The organism is Desulfoprunum benzoelyticum, assembly GCF_014201505.1.
Lineage (GTDB): Bacteria > Desulfobacterota > Desulfobulbia > Desulfobulbales > Desulfocapsaceae > Desulfoprunum > Desulfoprunum benzoelyticum.
Map to the genome: position 1 here is coordinate 252,441 of NZ_JACHEO010000001.1, position 18,816 is coordinate 271,256.

The following is an 18,816-nucleotide window of genomic DNA, read 5'->3' on the forward strand; positions in this document are numbered from 1 at the left end:
TGGATATTGCGGCGGCATGCCGCCGGCCGGTCCGGCCCTGGTCACCGTCAGGAAACGTCAGAGGGTGACTACGATATTGATGCAGCCGATCAGAAAGCCCAGGATTGCCCCGAACAGGTTGATATACTTGAACTGCTCCTCCATGATCGAGAGCAGCAGGCGTTCCAGGCGCAGCAGGTCGAGAGAGTTGATCTTCTCGGCGACGATCTGCCTGATCTTGAGAGAACCGACCAGTCCCGGGACCTCCATCGCCAGCATGTCGGACAGCATGGTCCGGATCGAGTTGCAGATCCCGTCACGGACATCGACCGGCAACAGGCTCGAAAGTCTACCGATCGGTCGGTTGAGGAGGGCGGTGAGCATGATTTCGATCATCGAATCCAGGGTGGCGAGGGTTTCCTTGCTGCGCAGCAAGGCCGTCCCCTCCTCCTTGAGCCACGATTTTCCAGTCTCGAGTCCCGCTTGGCCGACGAAGTCGACAATCGCCCCCCGGACCGAGAGCTGGCCGCTATCGATCGCGGTCTCGATATTGGTCTTCAGCATCGATGACAAGGCAATGTGGAACTCTTTTTCCCGCAGCAAGGGCATCATCCGTTCAGCCAGACCGTGGCAGAAGCGTTCGATCTTTTCATCGTCCTCGAGGGTGACGAAGGAACGGACCGGCTTGTCGAACAGCGCCCAGCAACGGTCGGCGAGGACCTCGGCCACTCTGGTGCGAAGATCTTCACTCTGGAGCCAGGCGGCAATATCGTCTTCCTTGGCAATGAGATACTCACGGATCTTCTGCTCCACCGTTTCCATCTTCAGAAAGCCGCGGGCCATGGCCGCCATCGGCCCCAGCGAGGCGATGAAGCTTTCCACCCCCTCTCTTGCCCCCTGAACGACGCGGTCACGAAGATCCGGTTCCTGCAGCATGGTTGCAAGACGTAACAGCAGCCCCGGGGTTTCCTGTCTGACCAGCGTGACAATCGTCTCCTGCAACGGCGGCGGCAGGACATCCCGCAGGAGCTTGTCCTGGCTGATAATCCCGTAGATTTTATGCTGCAGAAACTCCTCGAGCCACTGCTCCATCGCCGAACCCGACAGCATCCTGGCCAGGCTTTCCTCGACGAAGCGGTACGTCGTTTCACGCTCTTTTCCTGCGAAGACATCCCCTATGTCGCGGCCAAGAAAGTGCTCCATCCGTTTGTCGAGCGAAGCGGCGACCCTAGCGGCGAACTCCGGCGATTGAACGAAGACATGGACATGATCCTTGACCTGGAATCTGATGGTCTTGACGGCGATGTCGAAATACACCTGGAATTTCCGCGGGATGATCGATGCAACGGGGCCGAGATCGCGGTGCAGCAGGCTGCCGACCCGATCCTCGATCAGGGTCTGGAGGTGGCGCTGGAAGGACGGCTGGGTCAGGGCATGACCGATCTCCCGGCTGGTCAGGAGATGGTCGCCGACCATCTCCCCCATATTGGCGGCGAGCTCACGCCGTTTCGCCGGAATGACGCCGGGAGTCATCGGCACCCGGATACCGAGAATACGCCAGGGCCTCAGCGGCCTGAACAGCATCTTGATCGCGACCTTGTTGGTGACATAACCGATAAAGGCCCCCAGCAGCGGCGGGGCAACGTATTGAAGGTAGGGCGGCAAGTCAACGGCAGGCAAGGGCATGTTCGACAATCTCCATTGGATCGCTGACGATCAAGTCAGCATGATGTTCCTGCAGTTCCCGACGATCGCGGAATCCCCACAGGACCCCGATGGTGAACATTCCCGCCGACCTGCCGGTCTCCATGTCGACGGCGGTATCGCCGACATACAGGCATTCGGCAGGCTCAACGTTCAGCAGTGCGGCGATTTCCAGGGCTCCGGCGGGACTGGGTTTCTTCTCGATTCCGGGACGCTGGCCGAATACGGCATCGAACTGCTGCGCCGGGAAGAAAAATCGAATAAACTCGCGGGTGAATTCATGGGGCTTGTTGGACAGTACGGCGAGCTTCAGACCGGCATTTTGCAGGCCGGACAACATAGCATGGATTCCGGGATAAGGGCAACTGTTTCTCTGCCATCTGGCGGCATAGGTCTGGGTGAAATCGGCAAGACATCGCGCACTCTCGGTTTCCGGAAGTGAAGGCGGAACGATCCTGCGGATCAGGGTCGCCATGCCGTCGCCGACAAAATACCGGTAGGCCGCGACGGGATGCTGCGGATAGCCGCAAGCTGCGAGCATCTCGTTGGCGGTATCGGCCAGATCCTGCAGGGAGTCGACCAGGGTGCCGTCCAGGTCGAAAACTGCGGTTCGATATACCATGGATAAATCTCCCCAGTTGAAGGAAATTCCCGGACACCCATGCCCGGGCAGTTCATTCCGTCTGTGGTTTCGCATATGCAAAACTGCTCCAATATAACGGAAACCTGAGGAAATAGTCCTTTCTTTTTTAAAGCGATCATATACAATTGATGAGGTCAACGTGGCATTTCAACCAGGTCTTTTCCCGTAGAGGTGCGCTATGTGGTTTGTCAGGTTTGTGTCGTCATCGATTGGCAAAAAATTGATCATGGGATCGACGGGGCTGCTGCTGCTGCTCTTTCTCTGCTCTCACGCCGCCGGCAATGCCACGATCTACATGGGCAGCGAGGTCTTTCAGAGCTATGCCGACGAGCTGCACAGCCACCCGCTGATTGTCCTCGTTTTCAGCACCATCGTGTTGTTGCTCTTCGTCATTCATATCGCTTTCGGGCTCTACCTCTTCTTTGAAAACCGTCTCGTCACCCCTTCACGGTATGCGGTGGACAAAAAACAGGCGAAGAATGCGTTTGCCGCCAACACCATGCCCTATACCGGGCTTCTCATCCTGTTGTTCGTCCTGGTCCATGTCTTCGGTTTCACCTTCTCGCCGGAGGAGATCCCGATCAGCGTGACGGTCAAGTCGGCCCTCAGCGGCATATTCTACGGGATGTTCTACCTCTTCTCCTTCGCCGTTCTGGCGGTCCATCTCAGCCACGGCTTCTGGAGCATGCTGCAGACGTTCGGTGTCAATCACCCGCGATACAACATCCTGATCGCCCGGTTGACCTATATTATCCCGGCTTTTTTCCTCCTGCTCTTCGGAGGTATTCCCCTGTACTTCATGTCCGGTGCAGGCGCTTCGTTCTAAAAGCAGCACGTTAGCGATCTCCCCCGGCGCCCGTCGCCGCAAAATCGGTAAAATAGGATCAGACGATGAAACTCGATGCCCGCATTCCTTCCGGAGATCTGGCGCAGAAATGGGATAACTACCGCTTTGCCAGCAAACTGGTAAACCCGGCGAACCGCCGGAAGTTCACGATCATTGTCGTCGGCACCGGTCTGGCCGGCGCCTCGGCCTCGGCCACCCTCGCCGAACAGGGCTACAACGTCAAGACCTTCTGCATCCAGGACAGTCCGCGCCGGGCCCATTCGATCGCCGCCCAGGGCGGGATCAACGCCGCCAAGAACTACCAGAACGACGGCGATTCGGTGCTGCGGTTGTTCTACGATACGATCAAGGGCGGGGATTTCCGGGCCCGTGAGGCCAATGTCTACCGTCTGGCCCAGGTCAGCGGCAACATCATCGATCAGTGCGTTGCCCAGGGGGTGCCCTTTGCCCGCGAGTACGGCGGCACCCTCGCCAACCGCTCCTTCGGCGGGGCCCAGGTGTCGCGAACCTTCTACGCCCGGGGCCAGACCGGTCAGCAGTTGCTGCTCGGGGCCTACGGCGCCCTGTCGCGACAGATCCACAGCGGCAGGGTGACAATGTACAACCGCCGCGAGATGATGGATCTCGTCGTCATCGACGGCCGGGCCCGCGGCATAACGGCGCGCAATCTGATGAACGGCGAACTTGAGAGCCACGCCGCCGATGCCGTGGTCCTCGCCACCGGCGGCTACGGCAACGTCTATTTCCTCTCGACCAACGCCATGGCCTCCAATGTCACCGCCGCCTGGCGGGCCTGCAAACATGGTGCCGGCTTCGCCAACCCCTGCTTCGTCCAGATCCACCCCACCTGCATTCCCGTCCATGGCGATTACCAGTCGAAGCTGACCCTGATGAGCGAGAGTCTGCGCAACGACGGCCGGGTCTGGGTCCCGATCCAGAAAGGCGACCAGCGACCGGCGGCGGCGATCCCGGAGGCCGAACGCGACTACTATCTCGAAAAGAAATACCCCAGTTTCGGCAACCTCGTCCCCCGTGATGTCGCCTCGCGCAACGCCAAGGAGCAGTGCGATGGCGGCAAGGGGGTCGGCAGCACCGGCCTCGCCGTCTATCTCGATTTCGCCGAGGCCATCAAACGCGACGGCGAGGCGACGATCCTGAAAAAATACGGCAACCTGTTCCAGATGTACGAGAAGATCACCGCCGCCAATCCGCTCCACGAGCCGATGATGATCTATCCGGCGGTCCATTACACGATGGGCGGGCTGTGGGTCGATTACAACCTGATGACCACCATCCCCGGCCTCTTCGCCCTCGGCGAGTGCAACTTCTCCGACCACGGCGCCAACCGGCTCGGGGCCAGCGCCCTGATGCAGGGGCTGGCCGACGGCTATTTCATCATCGCCACCTCGATCGCCGGTTATATCGGCGCCTCGTCGCTCCAACCGGTGGCGGCAACCGATCCGGCCTTCGACGAGTCGCGCAAGAACGTCGCCGACCGGATCCACCGGCTGCTGCGCAACAGCATGCGGGGACCGGCCGGCAAGGTCACCGTCGACGAGGTCCACAAACAGCTCGGGCGGCTGCTCTGGGATAACTGCGGCATGGCGCGGAACAAGGCCGGTCTCGAAGCGGCCCTGGAACAGCTGCCCGCGATACGCGATCAATTCTGGAACGATGTCTACATTCCCGGCAATGCCACCGATATCAACCAGTCCCTCGAACGGGCCGGTCGGGTCGCCGATTTCCTCGAATTCGCCGAGATCATGATCCGTGACGCCCTGGCCCGGGAGGAATCGTGCGGCTGTCACCTGCGGGAGGAGAGCCAGACCGCGGAAAACGAGGCGCAACGCGACGATGCCAACTATTCCCACGTTTCGGTGTGGGAATACCAGGGGGAAGGCGAGCCTCCGGTCATGCACAGGGAGCCGCTGGTCTTCGACAACGTCACTCCGAGCCAGCGCAGCTACAAATAAACCGGGTCTCCGGCCGCCCTTTACGAGAACAATCTCCATGGAATATGACGATGAGCAGCATTGACCTGACTTTGCAGATCTGGCGCCAGAAGAATAACGATTCCCTCGGTCATCTCGAGACCTATCCCTTGAGCGGCATCAACACCGATATGTCGTTTCTCGAAATGCTCGATGTCCTCAACGAGCAGCTGACGAGGGCCGGCAAGGAACCGGTGGCCTTCGATCATGATTGCCGGGAAGGGATCTGCGGCATGTGCGGGGCGGTCGTCAACGGCATCGCCCATGGCCCGGAGCGGGAGACCACCCTCTGTCAGCTGCATATGCGCAACTTCCGCTCCGGCGACACCCTGGTGATCGAACCGTTTCGCTCCCGTGCCTTTCCGATCCGCAAGGATCTGATGGTCGACCGCTCCGCCTTTGACCGCATCATCCAGTCAGGCGGCTACGTTTCGGTCAACACCGGCGGCACTCCCGATGCCAACACCATCCCCATCCCGTCCCAGGTCGCCGAACTGGCGATGGACGCCGCAGCCTGCATCGGCTGCGGGGCCTGTGTCGCCAGCTGTCCGAACGGGGCGGCAATGCTGTTCACCGGGGCCAAGATATCTCAGCTCTGCCTCCTCCCCCAGGGCCAGCCAGAACGGCGGCAACGGGCCCTGGCGATGGTCGAGACGATGGACCGGGAGGGGTTCGGCAACTGCACCAACGCCAGGGAGTGTGAGGCGGTCTGCCCGAAAGGCATATCCATCCGCAATATCGCCCGTCTCAATCAGGAATTTCTTGCCGCCAGTCTACTTGAAGGCTAATGTTACCCATTTGGGGACAAGGTTCCGGTATATCCGGTTCTCTTAGGCAGGTTCCCTTGTCCCCTTCCACTCGCTGACCAATCCTCATGACCCATGAAGTCGTCATCGTCGGGGCAGGTCCGGCCGGGCTTGCCTGCGCCGGGATTCTTGCTCGCGGCGGTCTCAAGGTCCTGGTCCTCGAAAGAAAACCGCATCCGGGGCCGAAGGTCTGTGCCGGCGGCATCACCGGGAGCGGGTTGATCAACCGGATCCCCGGCTGCCTCGAGGAAAGGCGTTTCCACCGGCAGTACATTTTCACCCCGTGGCAGAAGGTCCGCCTGGCCTCGACCGCGCCGATGATCGCCACGGTCAACCGGGAAAATCTCGGCCGGCACATGGCAGAGGCAGCGGCGGCGGCAGGGGCCGAGATCGTCGCCTCGGCCCAGATCGAAAGGATCGACGACGACAAGGTGATCTTCACCGCGCGGCCCGGCAGCAAAAAACACCACGCCCATTTTCGCCGCCTGGTTGGAGCGGACGGCTCCGCCTCGCTGGTCCGGCGGCATCTGCGGTTGCCGACGAAGCACCTCGGCATCGGCATCAATTATCAGATTCCCGGTACGCTTACAGAGATGGAATGGCATCTCGCGCCCTCGCTGTTCGGCAACGGCTATGGCTGGATCTTCCCCCACCGCGACACGACCTCGATCGGCGCCTACGCGGCAGCGACGGTCATGAAGGCCGGCGACCTGCACCGCGGGCTGCGGACCTGGGCCACCGGCAGGGGCATCGTTCTCGACGGCACCAGGCAGCGTGCCGGATTCGTCAATTTCGACTACCGGGGATGGAACTTCGGCAAGGTCTTCCTCGCCGGAGATGCCGCCGGTCTGGCCTCGGGCCTTACCGGCGAAGGAATCCTCCCGGCGATGATCTCCGGCGAGGCGATCGCCCGTTACATCCTGCATCAGGGCTGTGATCTAACGGATCTGCAGCGGCTGATCCAAAGCCACAACCTGCACCGGCGTGCAGTCCTGCTGACAGCCAGGAACAGGCTGCTGACGGCGCTCACCGCCGAGACCGTCGTGCTGGCCCTGCGCCTGGGTCTTCTCTACTTCACACAACTCGAGATGTCCCATCAGCCATCTCGATAGCCCTGAGGGCGGTATATGAAATTCACTGCAAAAACGACGATCCTCAACATCCTCTTTCTCCTGGTCGGCGCCGCCATCCTCCTGTTCCTGCTGAAGGCCCCGGAAGAGACGACCTCGCGGTTGCCGATGGATGACACCCACCGCAAATTCCAGTCGGGCATCAGCAAGAAGGCGGCGGAGAAACAGTGCGGTCAATGCCACGGACCTGGGGGCGAAGCCCAACTGCCGCCGGACCACCCTCCCCCCTATCGCTGCCTGTTCTGTCACAAACGGCAGATCTAAGGGAGGAGAGGGAGAGCAACCGGGCCTCAGCCGGCCTGCAGGCTCTTCCTGGCGATCTCGTAGACATCGCCGGAGAGATTGTCGACGGCGAGGATCCGTTCCAGCTGACGACGGATCAGATCCTGCCGGACCGGATCGTAGCGCTTCCAGACCGTCAGCGGCGACAGCATCCGGGCCGCGATCTGGGGATTGGTCGCGTTGAGCTCGATGATCCGGTCGGTCAGGAAGGCATAGCCCGCCCCCGAGACGTCATGGAAGCGGTAATGGTTACCGGAGCAGAAGGCGCCGATCAACGCTCGCACCTTATTGGGATTCTTCATTGAAAATGATGGGTTGGCCAGTAGCCGGGTGACCTCGGCGAGGGTATCGGCAAGTGGCGAGACGGCCTGGAGGGTGAACCACTTGTCGAGCACCAGCGGGTCGGCCTGCCACCTGGTGTAGAAATGGTGAAGGATCTCCTGCCGGCGCCGGCCCTCGATCCGGGTGACACAGGACAGGGCGGCAATCGCGTCGGTCATGTTGCCGGCCTCGGCATACTGCCCGCAGCACAGGGCGTAGATCTCCTCATCGGTCGGCACCCGCGCCATCAGATAGGCAAGCGCCACGTTCTTCAAACTCCTCCGGCCCATCGCCTCGGGGGTGATCCGGTATTCTCCCTCCTCATTGTTGTCATCGTAGATTCGTCTGAACTCATCGGCCAGCAGCGACGATAACTGTGATCTGACAAACTCACGGCCGCGATGGAGATTGACGGGATCGACCGTATCCATCTGCTGGGCCAGGTAGGTCTCGGCCGGCAACTGCAGGGCCAGGGCGAGCAGGGCCTTGTCGCTCGCCGGCCGCTGCAGGTTGGCCCTGACCGCCGCGACAAAGTCCGAATCGAGCACCGGCTGGGCATTGGCCTGCAGCCGCGCCACCGTCTCCATAACCACGATTTCGGACAACTTGCTGGCGGCGTACCAGCGATTGAAGAGGTCGGTATCATGGGCGAGGAGGAAGGCCAGCTCCTCCCGACTCTGGTCCAATTCCACCTTCACCGGGGCGGAAAACCCGCGCAGAAAGGACAGGACCGGTTTTTCTCCAATGTCCGGAAAACTGAAACTCTGCTCCCGCTCGCGGAGTTCGAGGACCCGGGTTCCGTCCCTGTCTCCGTTCAGCATATCCCGGCCCCGGCTGTCGAGCAGGCCGACGGCGATGGGAATATGGAACGGCTCCTTGCCGTCCTGGCCGGGGGTGGCGGGACACGACTGCCGGAGTCTGAGGACATAGCGCCGCTTCTCGGCCAGCCACTGACCGCTGACCTTCACCACCGGGGTCCCGGCCTGGCTGTACCACCGCTTGAACTGGCCAAGATCGACGCCGGAGGCATCGGCCATCGCCGCGACGAAATCATCGCAGGTCACCGCCTGGCCGTCATGCCGGGCGAAATAAAGGTCCATCCCCTTCCTGAAATCGGCGGCCCCGAGGAGGGTGTGCATCATCCGGATGACCTCCGCCCCCTTGTTGTAGACGGTCACCGTATAGAAATTGTTGATCTCGACATAGGCGTCGGGCCGCACCGGATGCGCCATCGGCCCGGAATCCTCGCGAAACTGGAAGTTGCGGATGAGCTGGACATCGTCGATCCGCTGCACCGCCCGCGAGTTCATGTCGGACGAAAACTCCTGGTCACGGAAAACGGTCAGCCCCTCCTTCAGACTGAGTTGAAACCAGTCGCGGCAGGTCACCCGGTTGCCGGTCCAGTTGTGGAAATACTCATGGGCGACGACTCCTTCGATGCCGAGAAAATCCTGATCGGTCGCCGATTGCGGCGAGGCGAGAACGCAGCGCGAGTTGAAGATGTTCAACCCCTTGTTCTCCATCGCCCCCATATTGAAATCATCGACGGCGACGATCATGAAGACGTCGAGGTCGTATTCGAGTCCATAGACATCCTCGTCCCACTGCATCGCCTTCTTCAGTGAACGCATGGCATGATCGCACAGATCGCGATTGCGCGCCTCGACGAAGATCCGCAGGGCGATATCGCGGCCGGAGCGGGTGGTGAAGGTGTCGTCGATCGCCACCAGCCGGCCGGCAACGAGGGCGAAGAGATAGCAGGGTTTGGGGAACGGATCCTGCCAGACGGCGTAATGGCGGCCGTTGCCCAGCTCGCCCGACTCGATCAGGTTACCGTTCGACAGCAGCACCGGACAAGTCTGCCGGTCACCTTCGATCCGCGTGGTGAAACGGGCCAGGACATCGGGACGGTCGGGGAAATAGGTGATGCGGCGGAACCCTTCCGGCTCGCACTGGGTGCAATAGTTGCCGTTCGAACAGTACAGGCCTTCGAGGGCGGTGTTGGCGACAGGATCGATCCTGGTCACGACCTGCAGTTCGAAGCGGTCTTTTCCCGGAACAAGGATCAGATCCATGGCGCTGACCTCGAATTCATCTGCCTCCAGTCTTCTGCCGTCGAGCCGGACTTCGACCAGTTCCATGTTCTCGCCAGAGAGTTGCAGCCGCCCGGTACAATCAGTGCTCTGCTGGTTGACGGCATAGACCGTATCGGCGGTCACCACGGTGGATTCCGCATACAGTTGGAAGGTCAGACGGATCTCTTCAACCAGATATTCCGGGACCCGGTAGTCTTCCCGGCGTCTGGTGGCATGTTGCTCAGTACTCATGAATTCTTATCCTTGCGCAGATGGTTGTATGGCGGTCCTGCATCAAACACACAGCGGTCATGGCGACGGAAGTGCGACACCCGCACTGCCGACATTGATGGTTGACAGTGACCAGCATTTCATTATATTCAAAAAAGTTTATACAAAGCCCCCTGAATGAAATCAAATTCAATATACTATCCCTCGTCCGAACGAGAAGTGGCAGATGATTACAATCAACGAACATTATTTGAAACTGCAGGCCTCCTACCTTTTCTCCGATATCGCCAAACGGGTAGCGGCGTTCCAGGAACAGAACCCTGAAATCGAGATCATCAAGCTCGGCATCGGCGATGTCACCAGACCGCTGCCGAGGGCATGCATCGACGCCTTCCACAAGGCTGTCGAGGAGATGGCATCCGAGGCCAGTTTCAGGGGCTATGGCCCCGAACAGGGCTATGCCTTCCTGCGGGAGGCCATCGCCGCCAACGATTTTCAGGCCCGCGGGGCCGACATCCAGGCCGACGAGATCTTCGTCAGCGACGGGGCGAAATGCGATACCGGCAATATCCAGGAACTGTTCAGCCAGGATATCAAAATCGCCATCCCCGATCCGGTCTACCCGGTCTATCTCGATACCAACGTCATGGCCGGACGGACCGGCGCTTACGTCGACGGCCGCTACCAGGGCATCGTCTATCTCGATTCGACCAAAGAGAACAACTTCGTCCCTGCCCTGCCCCGGGAAAAGGTCGACCTGATCTACCTCTGTTTTCCCAACAACCCGACCGGTTCAACCATCAGCACGGCGGAGTTGAAAACCTGGGTCGATTACGCGAGAGAGCACCAGGCCCTGATCCTGTTCGATGCCGCCTACGAGATATTTATCCGTGACCAGAGCCTGCCCCACACCATCTACGAAATCGAGGGGGCGAAGGAGGTGGCGATCGAGTTCAGAAGCTACAGCAAGAGCGCCGGCTTTACCGGCACCCGCTGTGCCTACACGGTCATCCCGAAAGAGTGCACCGCCTACGACCGCAACGGCGGGCGACAGCCCCTGCACTCACTGTGGAACCGCCGTCACTGCACCAAGTTCAACGGTGTATCCTATCCCGTCCAGCGGGCTGCCGAGGCCGTCTACAGCGAGGAGGGGAAAACCCAGACCAGGGAACTCGCCGACTACTATCTGCACAACGCCGCCAGTGTCCGTCGGGCAATGCAGGACCTGGGCTTTTTCTTCGTCGGCGGCGAAAACTCGCCCTACGTCTGGATCAACGGTGGCCGTGATTCCTGGGATTTCTTCGACATGCTGCTGAACAAGGCCGGGGTCGTCTGTACCCCGGGGGCCGGTTTTGGCCGGTGCGGCAACGGCTACATCCGCATCTCCGCCTTCAACAGCCATGAAAAGGTTGAAAAGGCGATGAAGAGACTCAAAGACGCACTGTCGTAATCCCTTCCGCCGCTGGAGGCAAGACGATGGAGCAGCATTACTCTGTCGTCTTGCAATCACTCCCGTTCAATAACGACTGCGGGATCGAAATGGACATGCTCCTTCTTTCCCCCCATCTCCGCGATGGTTGCCCCCCGGCGCTCCTGAATCCAGTCAACCACACCCCTGACCAGACGTTCCGGCGCCGACGCCCCGGCGGTAATACCGATCTTTCGCTTCCCATCGAACCACCCGAGTTCCAGGTCGCTGCTGTCGTCGATCAAATGGCCGTGGGTGCCGTGACGTTCCGCCACCTCGCGCAGCCGGTTGGAATTCGAACTGTTTTTTGAGCCGACAACGAGGATGAGATCGGTCTGTTGCGCCAGTCGCTTCACCGCGTCCTGGCGATTCTGAGTGGCGAAACAGATATTCGAGGCCGGGCCGCGAATATCCGGAAACCGTTCCTTGAAAATCTCGACGATGCCGACGATATCCTCCCGGCTCAGCGTGGTCTGGGTGACATAGGCGACTTTCCCTGGATCGGCGACGTGGCATTGCCGTGCCTCATGCTCGGACGAGATGACATGGACCCGATCGGCCACCCGTCCGGCCGCCCCGATGACCTCGGGATGACCATGATGGCCGATGATCAGCACATCGCAGCCCTCGCCATGATACTTTTCCACCATCCGGTGGACGCTTCCGACCAGGGGGCAGGTGGCATCGACGGTCTTGAGCCCGAGTTGCCTCGCTGCCAGCTCAACCGCCCGCGACACCCCATGAGCGCTGAAGATACAAATCCCCCCCGTCGGGATGTCGGCCAGATCCTCGACGAAGACAGCGCCGAGCTGCTCAAGTTCATTCAGGACATGCAGGTTATGAACGATCTCGTGGAGCACATACACCGGCGCCCCATAGCGTATCAAGGTCAGGCGGACGGTCTCGATCGCCCGCTCAACCCCGGCACAGAAACCTCGGGGTTGAGCGAGTATGATCTCCAGCGAAGTGGTCGGTTGAATCATGGCAGACCGCTTGCCCCCGGCCGGGATCCTGGAAAAAACATCGCTGCCATCAGATATTGGGGACAATGAGGATCGGCACCTTCGTCAGCCGGGCCACCCGTCTGGCCGAAGAGCCCATGACCTTGCTCCCCAGGACCTTTTTCGACGATTGGCCCATGACAATCATGTCGGCATTGTATTTTTCGGCCGCCAGCAGGATCTCCTCACTCGGCCGTCCGGCGACGACGACGATATCCTGCAGCGGTATTTCGTCGACACCCGCCCCGCCGCACTCCTCGTCACAGAATTTTTTCACCCTTTCCTTCATCGTGGCGATGATGTTCTTCATCCCGTCCTTCTGCACTTCTTCAATCGCCGTTTCCGGCATATACCCGGAGATGATGGCCCTGGCGGTCTCGGTCAACGGCTCGACCACATTGAGCATGATGATCCTGGCGTTGTGGACGTTGGCATGGGCCACGGCCTGGCGGAACACCGGCCTGGTGAATTTACCGAGGTCGGTCGCATACAGAATCGTCTTGATCTGTGGGATGTTCTTCATCTTCTCGCTCCTGTTCATTAAGATATGGGGATACTTCCGGCTGCAATATTGAGTTCACGGGTCAACGCCCGGGTATATTCAATATTGTAGGGCCGCAATGGCGAAAAGACCATAGCCCGACGAGCACTATTGTGAAAAACTTGAAAGATTCTGGCGCAGAAATTGATTTCGCTCATTTATAGTCACTTTTCTCCAGTCCGTGCTTGCGCATCTTGTCGTACAGGGTCTTGCGCGGAACCGCCAGGGCCTCCATGACATCCTTGATACTGCCGTTGCTTGCCACCAGGGCCTGTTCGATGAGACTGCGTTCAAAACAATCGACCTGTTGGGGCAGGCTCCTTTTCTGGCCGAGCTCAATCCCGGAAAGCAATTTTTCCAGCGACCACTCATACTGGCTCCCAAGCAGAACATACCGTTCAGCCAGATTCCGCAGCTCCCGGACATTGCCGGGCCACGAATAGGCCATCAGGGAATTGAGCTGGGCCGCTCCCGGCAGCGGCACCTCCTGCTGATAACGATGGCCGGCGACGAGCAGGAAGTGATGAAAGAGCAGCGGGATGTCCTCCCTCCGCTCGCGCAGCGGCGGGATCTCGAGACATACCACGTTCAACCGGTAGTACAGATCTTTCCTGAAATCTCCCGCCTCCGCCAGCTGTCGCAGATCAACTTTGGCGGCGGCGACGATCCGCAGGTCGAGGGGGATCAGTTCGTTCGAGCCGAGCCGCTCCAGCGACCGCTCCTGCAGCACCCGGAGGAGATGGATCTGGATCCGCAGCGGCATCGACTCGATTTCATCCAGCAGCAGCGTCCCGCCGTTGGCATGTTCGAATTTGCCGATCCTCCGGGTTTTGGCGTCGGTAAAGGCGCCGGCCTCATGGCCGAAGAGCTCGCTCTCGATCATCGTTTCCGACACGGCGCCGCAGTTGACGGCGACAAAATTGCGGGTCCGCCGCTTGCTGTGCTCATGCAGCGATCGAGCCACCAACTCCTTGCCGGTCCCGGTTTCGCCCATGATGAGGACATCGGCGCCGGTATCGGCGACCTGGGCGATCATCGACCGCAGGTGTTCCATGGTCGGCGTCTTGCCGAGGATACGGGGACCAAGGGCGCTGTGGGCCTCGAGTTCACGGCGCAGGCTGCGGTTTTCCAGGGTCAGGGCGCGTTTTTCCAAGGCCCGCTGGACGGTCTTGACGAGCCGTTCGGAGGAGTAAGGTTTTTCGATGAAATCATAGGCGCCGTCGCGCATGGCCTGGACTGCGGTCGAGATATCGCCATGGCCGGTGATCAGGATGACCGGGAGGTTGGGGTCGATTTTCTGGGCCTTGACGAGAAATTCCAGGCCATCCATGTTCGGCAGCCGGATATCGCAGATCACCACCCCCGGCCATTCGGTGGAGAGGACGGGGAGGGCCTCTTCGGCGCAATCATGACAGGTTACGACCAGATCCGCCAATTCCAGGGTCTGCTTGTTGGCCTGGCGGATATGTTTTTCGTCATCGATAAAGACAACCTGGTTCAATGGCTCCATAGATCAGGCCTTTTCGAGCGTAATTGTGAAACGGGCGCCGCGCTGGGTGTTGACGGCGGTGATCTTGCCATTCATATCGAGGAGGATCCGGTCGCTGATGGTCAGTCCCAGCCCCAATCCCTGACCCGATTTTTTAGTGGTATAGAATGGTTCAAAGATGTGGGGGAGGTGTTCCGGGGTGATCCCGACCCCGCAATCATTGATCACGATCGCAACGAGATCCGATTGAAGCTTCACCTCGATGGCAATTTTCTTCTCCTGGCAACCCTCCATGGCCTGGATACCGTTGCTGATGACATTGACCAGCACCTGCTGGAGCAGGACATTGTTCGCCTTCACCCGCAGATCCTCAGGAACGATCTTCACCTGGACCGTAACCCCTGATTTCTTTATCGCCGGACCGACAATTTCCAGCGCCCCATCAATGACCCCGTGGACCGGCACCACGGTCATCTGCCCGCTCGACTTGCGGGAAAACAGCTTGAGCTGAGCACCGATCTGGGCCATCCGCTCGGTGAGTTCCCCGATCTGCTGAAGATTCCAGCGGGTGTCGGCCAGCCGTCCCTTGTCGAGCAGCCGGCAGCCGTTTTCGGCATAGCTGCGGATGGCGGCAAGCGGCTGGTTGAACTCGTGATTGATTCCTGCCGACATCTGGCCGAGGGCGGCCAGTTTGGCCGCATGGATCAGTTCGGAACGGGTCTTCTTCAGGGCGACTTCCGTTCTCTGTCTGTCCGCTATTTCCTTACGCAGCAGCAGGTTGGTCTCGGTCAGTTCCCGGGTCCGATCGAGCACCCGCGTTTCCAATTGCTCGTTCGCCTCCTCCAGATTTCGCCGTGCCGTCTCCTCGAACCTGTTCAGTTCACGGAGCCGGTGCTGCCGCTGCGAGAAGAGCAGGAGCAGGAAAAAGGCCAGAAACAGTCCGGAGCAGACGAGGATATTGTTGATCAGGATGTCCCGTCTCAGGTTTTGAATGTCGGTGAGAATGTTGACATTCCATTGCGCTTCCGGCATGAAGTGGAATTGACGCAGATACGTTTTGGGCTCACTTTCCTGGGGTGGCGTCAACCTGATGATCTGGCGGCTGTCGGCGATCACCCCTTGTTCGCTGCTCAGCGCCTCGAAACGGGTATTCGGGTAGCGTTTGCTGGCAATGATCTTGTTCTGCACCTCCGGCTCCAGCGGTTCGAAGGTCCGATAACGCCATTCGGGGGTCGAGGTGATGAAGATCACTCCGTCGGGATCGGAGATGAGGTAGCTTTCATCACGGTGGGCCCAGTTCCGCTCTACCGTGTCGATATTGACCTTGACCGTAACTACGCCAAGGATTCTGGCCTTGTCCCGCACGGGAAAGGCAAAATAATAACCGCGCTTGGACGAGGTTGTACCGAGGGCGAAATACCGGCCGAGGCGGCCCTGCATCGCCTCCTGAAAATAGGGGCGATAGCTGAAATTGTTGCCGATAAAGGGGTTCTCGTCCTTCCAGTTGCTGGCGGCAATCGTCAGGCCGTTCTTGTCCATCAGATAGATATCGGCCGTGTCACTGATGCTGTTGATGGCCTCGAGATAGCGATTGAGGGTTTCAATCCGGTGATAATCGGAAGGATCCTGTAAGGTTGCCACCAGTAGACGATCAGTGGCCAGCAGTTCCGGCAGGCTCTCGTATTTTTCCAGAACCCCTGAAAGGTAGGTTATATAAAGTTCAAGCTTGACCTTGCCCTGGTCGACCAGCTTTTCAAAGCCCTGCGTGTAGGTCCATCGGCTGGTCAGGTAAACCACGCCGCCGAGAAAAAGGATGAAAAGCACCGCTCCCTTGACAATGGACCACTGCCAGGGGCTGATCCCCTTCACCCCCGGCTTCGTATCGGTCGTTACAGCTTGAGCCATTGCGTTTCTTCGCTGAAAAGAAAAGAAGGGTACGGCAATCTGTTGTCAATCAGAAAAAACAAATAAACCGACGAATTACCGCCGTACCTCGATACCGGCATCGGCGACAGCCTTCTTGACCTCGTCAATCCCCACCTCGTGCCGATGGAAGATGCCGGCGGCCAGGGCGGCATCGGCATTCGTCGCCGTGAAGACCTCGATGAAATGCTCGGCCCTGCCGGCCCCGCTGGAGGCGATGACCGGAATGTGCACCGCCTTCTTCACCTGGGCGATCAACTCGAGGTCAAAGCCGCTGTTGGTGCCGTCCCGGTCAATACAGTTGAGCAGGATCTCACCGGCGCCGAGCAGCTCACACACCTGGGCCAGTTGGACCACATCGATGTCTCTCCCCTCCCGGCCCCCCTGCACCGTACACTGATACCAGCAGTACCGTTCCCCGTCCGGACCGGGGAACCGGGTGGCGATGGCCGCATGCGGAGTGTCGTCGGGCGAGGCGACATAGACCCTTCGCGGGTCGATGGAGATGACGACTGCCTGGGCCCCGTAAACGATCGATATCTGTTCGATGGCGCTGGTCCCCGACTTGACGCCCTCGGCCAGATAGCGCTCGACCTCGTACACGGCATCGCTGCCGATCGATATCTTGTCGGCCCCTGATCGAAAGTATTCCGAGGCAACATCGAGGGCCGAATAATACCGGCCATCAGCGGCGGTGAACGAACGGATCCCGCCGCCGATCGTCAGCGGAACGAAAACGTTCTCCGAGGTCCGTTTCAGGACCTCGAGCATCGGCTGATCCTCAAGGGGAAAGTCGCGGAAGCCGGTGATATTGAGGAAGGTGATCTCGTCCGCCCCTGCCTCGTAATACCGCCGCGCCAGATCGACCGGTTTGCCGAGATTGCGGACCTCACCCTGCTCTCTGACATCGTACTGGTCGCCCTTGGTGACGACCAGGTCGCCGGCATCGTTGCTGCGGACATCGAGACAGGCGATGATCCTCTTGGCGAGGCTGGTCGTCCCGCCCTTTTCCACCCGGGATGGGACTCCGGAGACGGCAAGGCCCTCCTGGCGACACAGGAAATTGTTGAGGATGGCCAGGCCCACCCGACCGCTCTTTTCCGGGTGGAACTGAAAGGCGGTGACGTTGCCCTTCTCCACCGCCGAGACAAACTCGCTGCCGTAGCAGGTCGTGGCCAGGAGCCAGTCATCGCAGTTGTCGTCGACTTCCGCATGGTAGGAATGGACGAAATACAGTTTCTCGCCTTTATAATCGGCCAGAAGCGGCGAGTCTTTTTTGGGGAGAATGCCGTTCCAGCCGATCTGCGGCACCGACAGGCCCGGAGTGGCAAACCGCCGGATCATTCCCGGGATCACCCCCAGTCCCGGGACTCCGGGGGATTCCTCACTGCCGTCGAACAGGGCCTGGAGGGCGACACAGATCCCGAGCAACGGCCGGTTGAGGCGGATCCGCTCCTGCAGCGCCTTGTCGTAGCCGTCCCTGATCAACCGTTCCATGACGGTGCCGAAGCTGCCGACACCGGGAAAAACCAGTTTATCGGCGGCCACGATATCTGCGGCACAAGTGACATCCTTGACCGTAAAGCCAAGCTTTCTAATGGCATTTCTGACACTGCGGACATTGCCGGCGCCATAATCGAGAAGTGTTATCATCGCTTCAACTCTTGCTGTTCCGGACCGGTGCCTCACCCCCCCAGGTTTTTAATCACCTGGACATCGGAGAGGCCGCCGGATTATCATTCGGCGGTCGCAACCACCCGGTAATATCTGCCAAAGGCACAACTGCGGCAAAGCAGTTCCCCATCCCGTTCGATCTCCCGGGCATCCTGCACCCAGTCGTGGCACCGACTGCACTGCACCCGTTTCAGCGGTCGCCCGGGGAGGTTGACGGCAGGAATATCGACGGTCACGTCCTGGACCACGAACAGCTCATCCTCCGCCATGACCTTGTAGGCCTCGAGCTGGCGGCTGTACTTGTCGCCACCCTCCCGGCAGTACTTGTCGGCAAGGTCCCGGGCCTCTTCCCTGGCCGTGACCCTGACCGCCCGGCCGGTCTCGAGATTGACATAGGTGGCCGCCATGACGCCGAAATCGTGGAAATACATCGATCGTTTTCCCAGGCTGCAACCGGTGACCGCCTGGATGGCGTCGGTGGCGCAGCGGTCGATTTCAACCAGCACATAGAGTTTCTTGCGATCGGCGCCGCGCGGGTCATCGATTCCGATCCGCTGCAGGGCCAGCATCGACATGCGGACGCCGATGACCTGACCGGCGCAGAGGTGACCGTGAACCGTGACCGATTCGGCCAGCAATGTCTCAAAATCTTTCATATTTCCGTTTCTCGAGTGAATTGTATCGGTGGTGCGCCGAGCCTGGCGAGGAGGT

15 protein-coding genes are annotated in these 18,816 nt (G+C 59.9%); 6 read left to right on the forward strand and 9 right to left on the reverse strand.

The genetic code is table 11. The features are described 5' to 3' along the window. Positions 1–57 precede the first annotated feature (57 nt). Both HNQ81_RS01115 and HNQ81_RS01120 read right to left on the reverse strand, forming a co-directional pair. Positions 58–1,665 carry a DUF445 family protein gene (locus tag HNQ81_RS01115; RefSeq protein ID WP_183347438.1) on the reverse strand — a complete coding sequence of 536 codons (1,608 nt, stop codon included), beginning with the start codon at positions 1,663–1,665 and terminating at the stop codon, positions 58–60. After that, positions 1,646–2,305, reverse strand: coding sequence for an HAD family hydrolase (locus tag HNQ81_RS01120; RefSeq protein WP_183347440.1), 660 nt, complete (start codon positions 2,303–2,305; stop codon positions 1,646–1,648). The genes HNQ81_RS01115 and HNQ81_RS01120 overlap by 20 nt, the downstream gene beginning before the upstream one ends. Positions 2,306–2,504: 199 nt before the next feature. On the opposite strand from HNQ81_RS01120, the gene HNQ81_RS01125 reads away from it, so the two are divergent. From HNQ81_RS01125 to HNQ81_RS01145, 5 genes are all read left to right on the forward strand, one after another. Then, a complete protein-coding gene (locus HNQ81_RS01125; protein ID WP_183347441.1) occupies positions 2,505–3,152 on the forward strand; it encodes a succinate dehydrogenase cytochrome b subunit in 648 nt (215 codons plus the stop codon). 65 nt (positions 3,153–3,217) lie between these two features. Beyond that, positions 3,218–5,146 (forward strand): fumarate reductase/succinate dehydrogenase flavoprotein subunit, encoded by a 1,929-nt coding sequence (locus HNQ81_RS01130; protein ID WP_183347442.1) that lies wholly within the window; start codon positions 3,218–3,220, stop codon positions 5,144–5,146. 44 nt (positions 5,147–5,190) lie between these two features. Continuing rightward, entirely contained in the window at positions 5,191–5,952 is a 762-nt protein-coding gene (locus tag HNQ81_RS01135; RefSeq protein ID WP_183347443.1) for a succinate dehydrogenase/fumarate reductase iron-sulfur subunit, read from the forward strand. Positions 5,953–6,038: 86 nt separating this feature from the next. Then, complete coding sequence (locus tag HNQ81_RS01140) at positions 6,039–7,082, forward strand: NAD(P)/FAD-dependent oxidoreductase (protein WP_183347444.1); 1,044 nt, start codon at positions 6,039–6,041, stop codon at positions 7,080–7,082. Positions 7,083–7,097: 15 nt separating this feature from the next. Beyond that, the gene (locus HNQ81_RS01145; protein WP_183347445.1) at positions 7,098–7,364 is read left to right on the forward strand and encodes a hypothetical protein; all 267 of its coding nucleotides are present in this window, start codon (positions 7,098–7,100) and stop codon (positions 7,362–7,364) included. Positions 7,365–7,390: 26 nt separating this feature from the next. On the opposite strand, the gene pepN is transcribed toward HNQ81_RS01145, so the two are convergent. Continuing rightward, the gene (gene pepN, locus HNQ81_RS01150) at positions 7,391–10,030 is read right to left on the reverse strand and encodes an aminopeptidase N (protein ID WP_183347446.1); all 2,640 of its coding nucleotides are present in this window, start codon (positions 10,028–10,030) and stop codon (positions 7,391–7,393) included. A 205-nt stretch (positions 10,031–10,235) separates the two neighbouring features. Here pepN and HNQ81_RS01155 point away from each other — a divergent pair, with 205 nt between their 5' ends. Further along, positions 10,236–11,459: an LL-diaminopimelate aminotransferase gene (locus HNQ81_RS01155; protein WP_183347447.1), complete on the forward strand. Its 1,224-nt coding sequence runs from the start codon at positions 10,236–10,238 to the stop codon at positions 11,457–11,459. A 56-nt stretch (positions 11,460–11,515) separates the two neighbouring features. Here HNQ81_RS01155 and ispH read toward each other — a convergent pair whose 3' ends face one another. The 6 genes from ispH to HNQ81_RS01185 form a co-directional block, all read right to left on the reverse strand. Beyond that, the gene (gene ispH, locus HNQ81_RS01160; protein WP_183347448.1) at positions 11,516–12,460 is read right to left on the reverse strand and encodes a 4-hydroxy-3-methylbut-2-enyl diphosphate reductase; all 945 of its coding nucleotides are present in this window, start codon (positions 12,458–12,460) and stop codon (positions 11,516–11,518) included. A 49-nt stretch (positions 12,461–12,509) separates the two neighbouring features. After that, positions 12,510–13,001, reverse strand: a complete 492-nt coding sequence (locus HNQ81_RS01165) for a universal stress protein (RefSeq protein WP_183347450.1) — start codon at positions 12,999–13,001, stop codon at positions 12,510–12,512. A gap of 172 nt (positions 13,002–13,173) precedes the next feature. Further along, on the reverse strand, positions 13,174–14,529 hold the full coding sequence (locus HNQ81_RS01170; RefSeq protein WP_183347452.1) for a sigma-54-dependent transcriptional regulator: 1,356 nt from the start codon (positions 14,527–14,529) through the stop codon (positions 13,174–13,176). Positions 14,530–14,532: 3 nt separating this feature from the next. After that, positions 14,533–16,413 (reverse strand): sensor histidine kinase, encoded by a 1,881-nt coding sequence (locus tag HNQ81_RS01175; protein ID WP_183347454.1) that lies wholly within the window; start codon positions 16,411–16,413, stop codon positions 14,533–14,535. Between the two features lie 75 nt (positions 16,414–16,488). Continuing rightward, positions 16,489–18,084, reverse strand: coding sequence for an imidazole glycerol phosphate synthase subunit HisF (gene hisF / locus HNQ81_RS01180; RefSeq protein WP_183347456.1), 1,596 nt, complete (start codon positions 18,082–18,084; stop codon positions 16,489–16,491). Positions 18,085–18,167: 83 nt separating this feature from the next. Continuing rightward, positions 18,168–18,761, reverse strand: coding sequence for an FmdE family protein (locus HNQ81_RS01185; RefSeq protein ID WP_183347458.1), 594 nt, complete (start codon positions 18,759–18,761; stop codon positions 18,168–18,170). Positions 18,762–18,816: the final 55 nt, after the last annotated feature.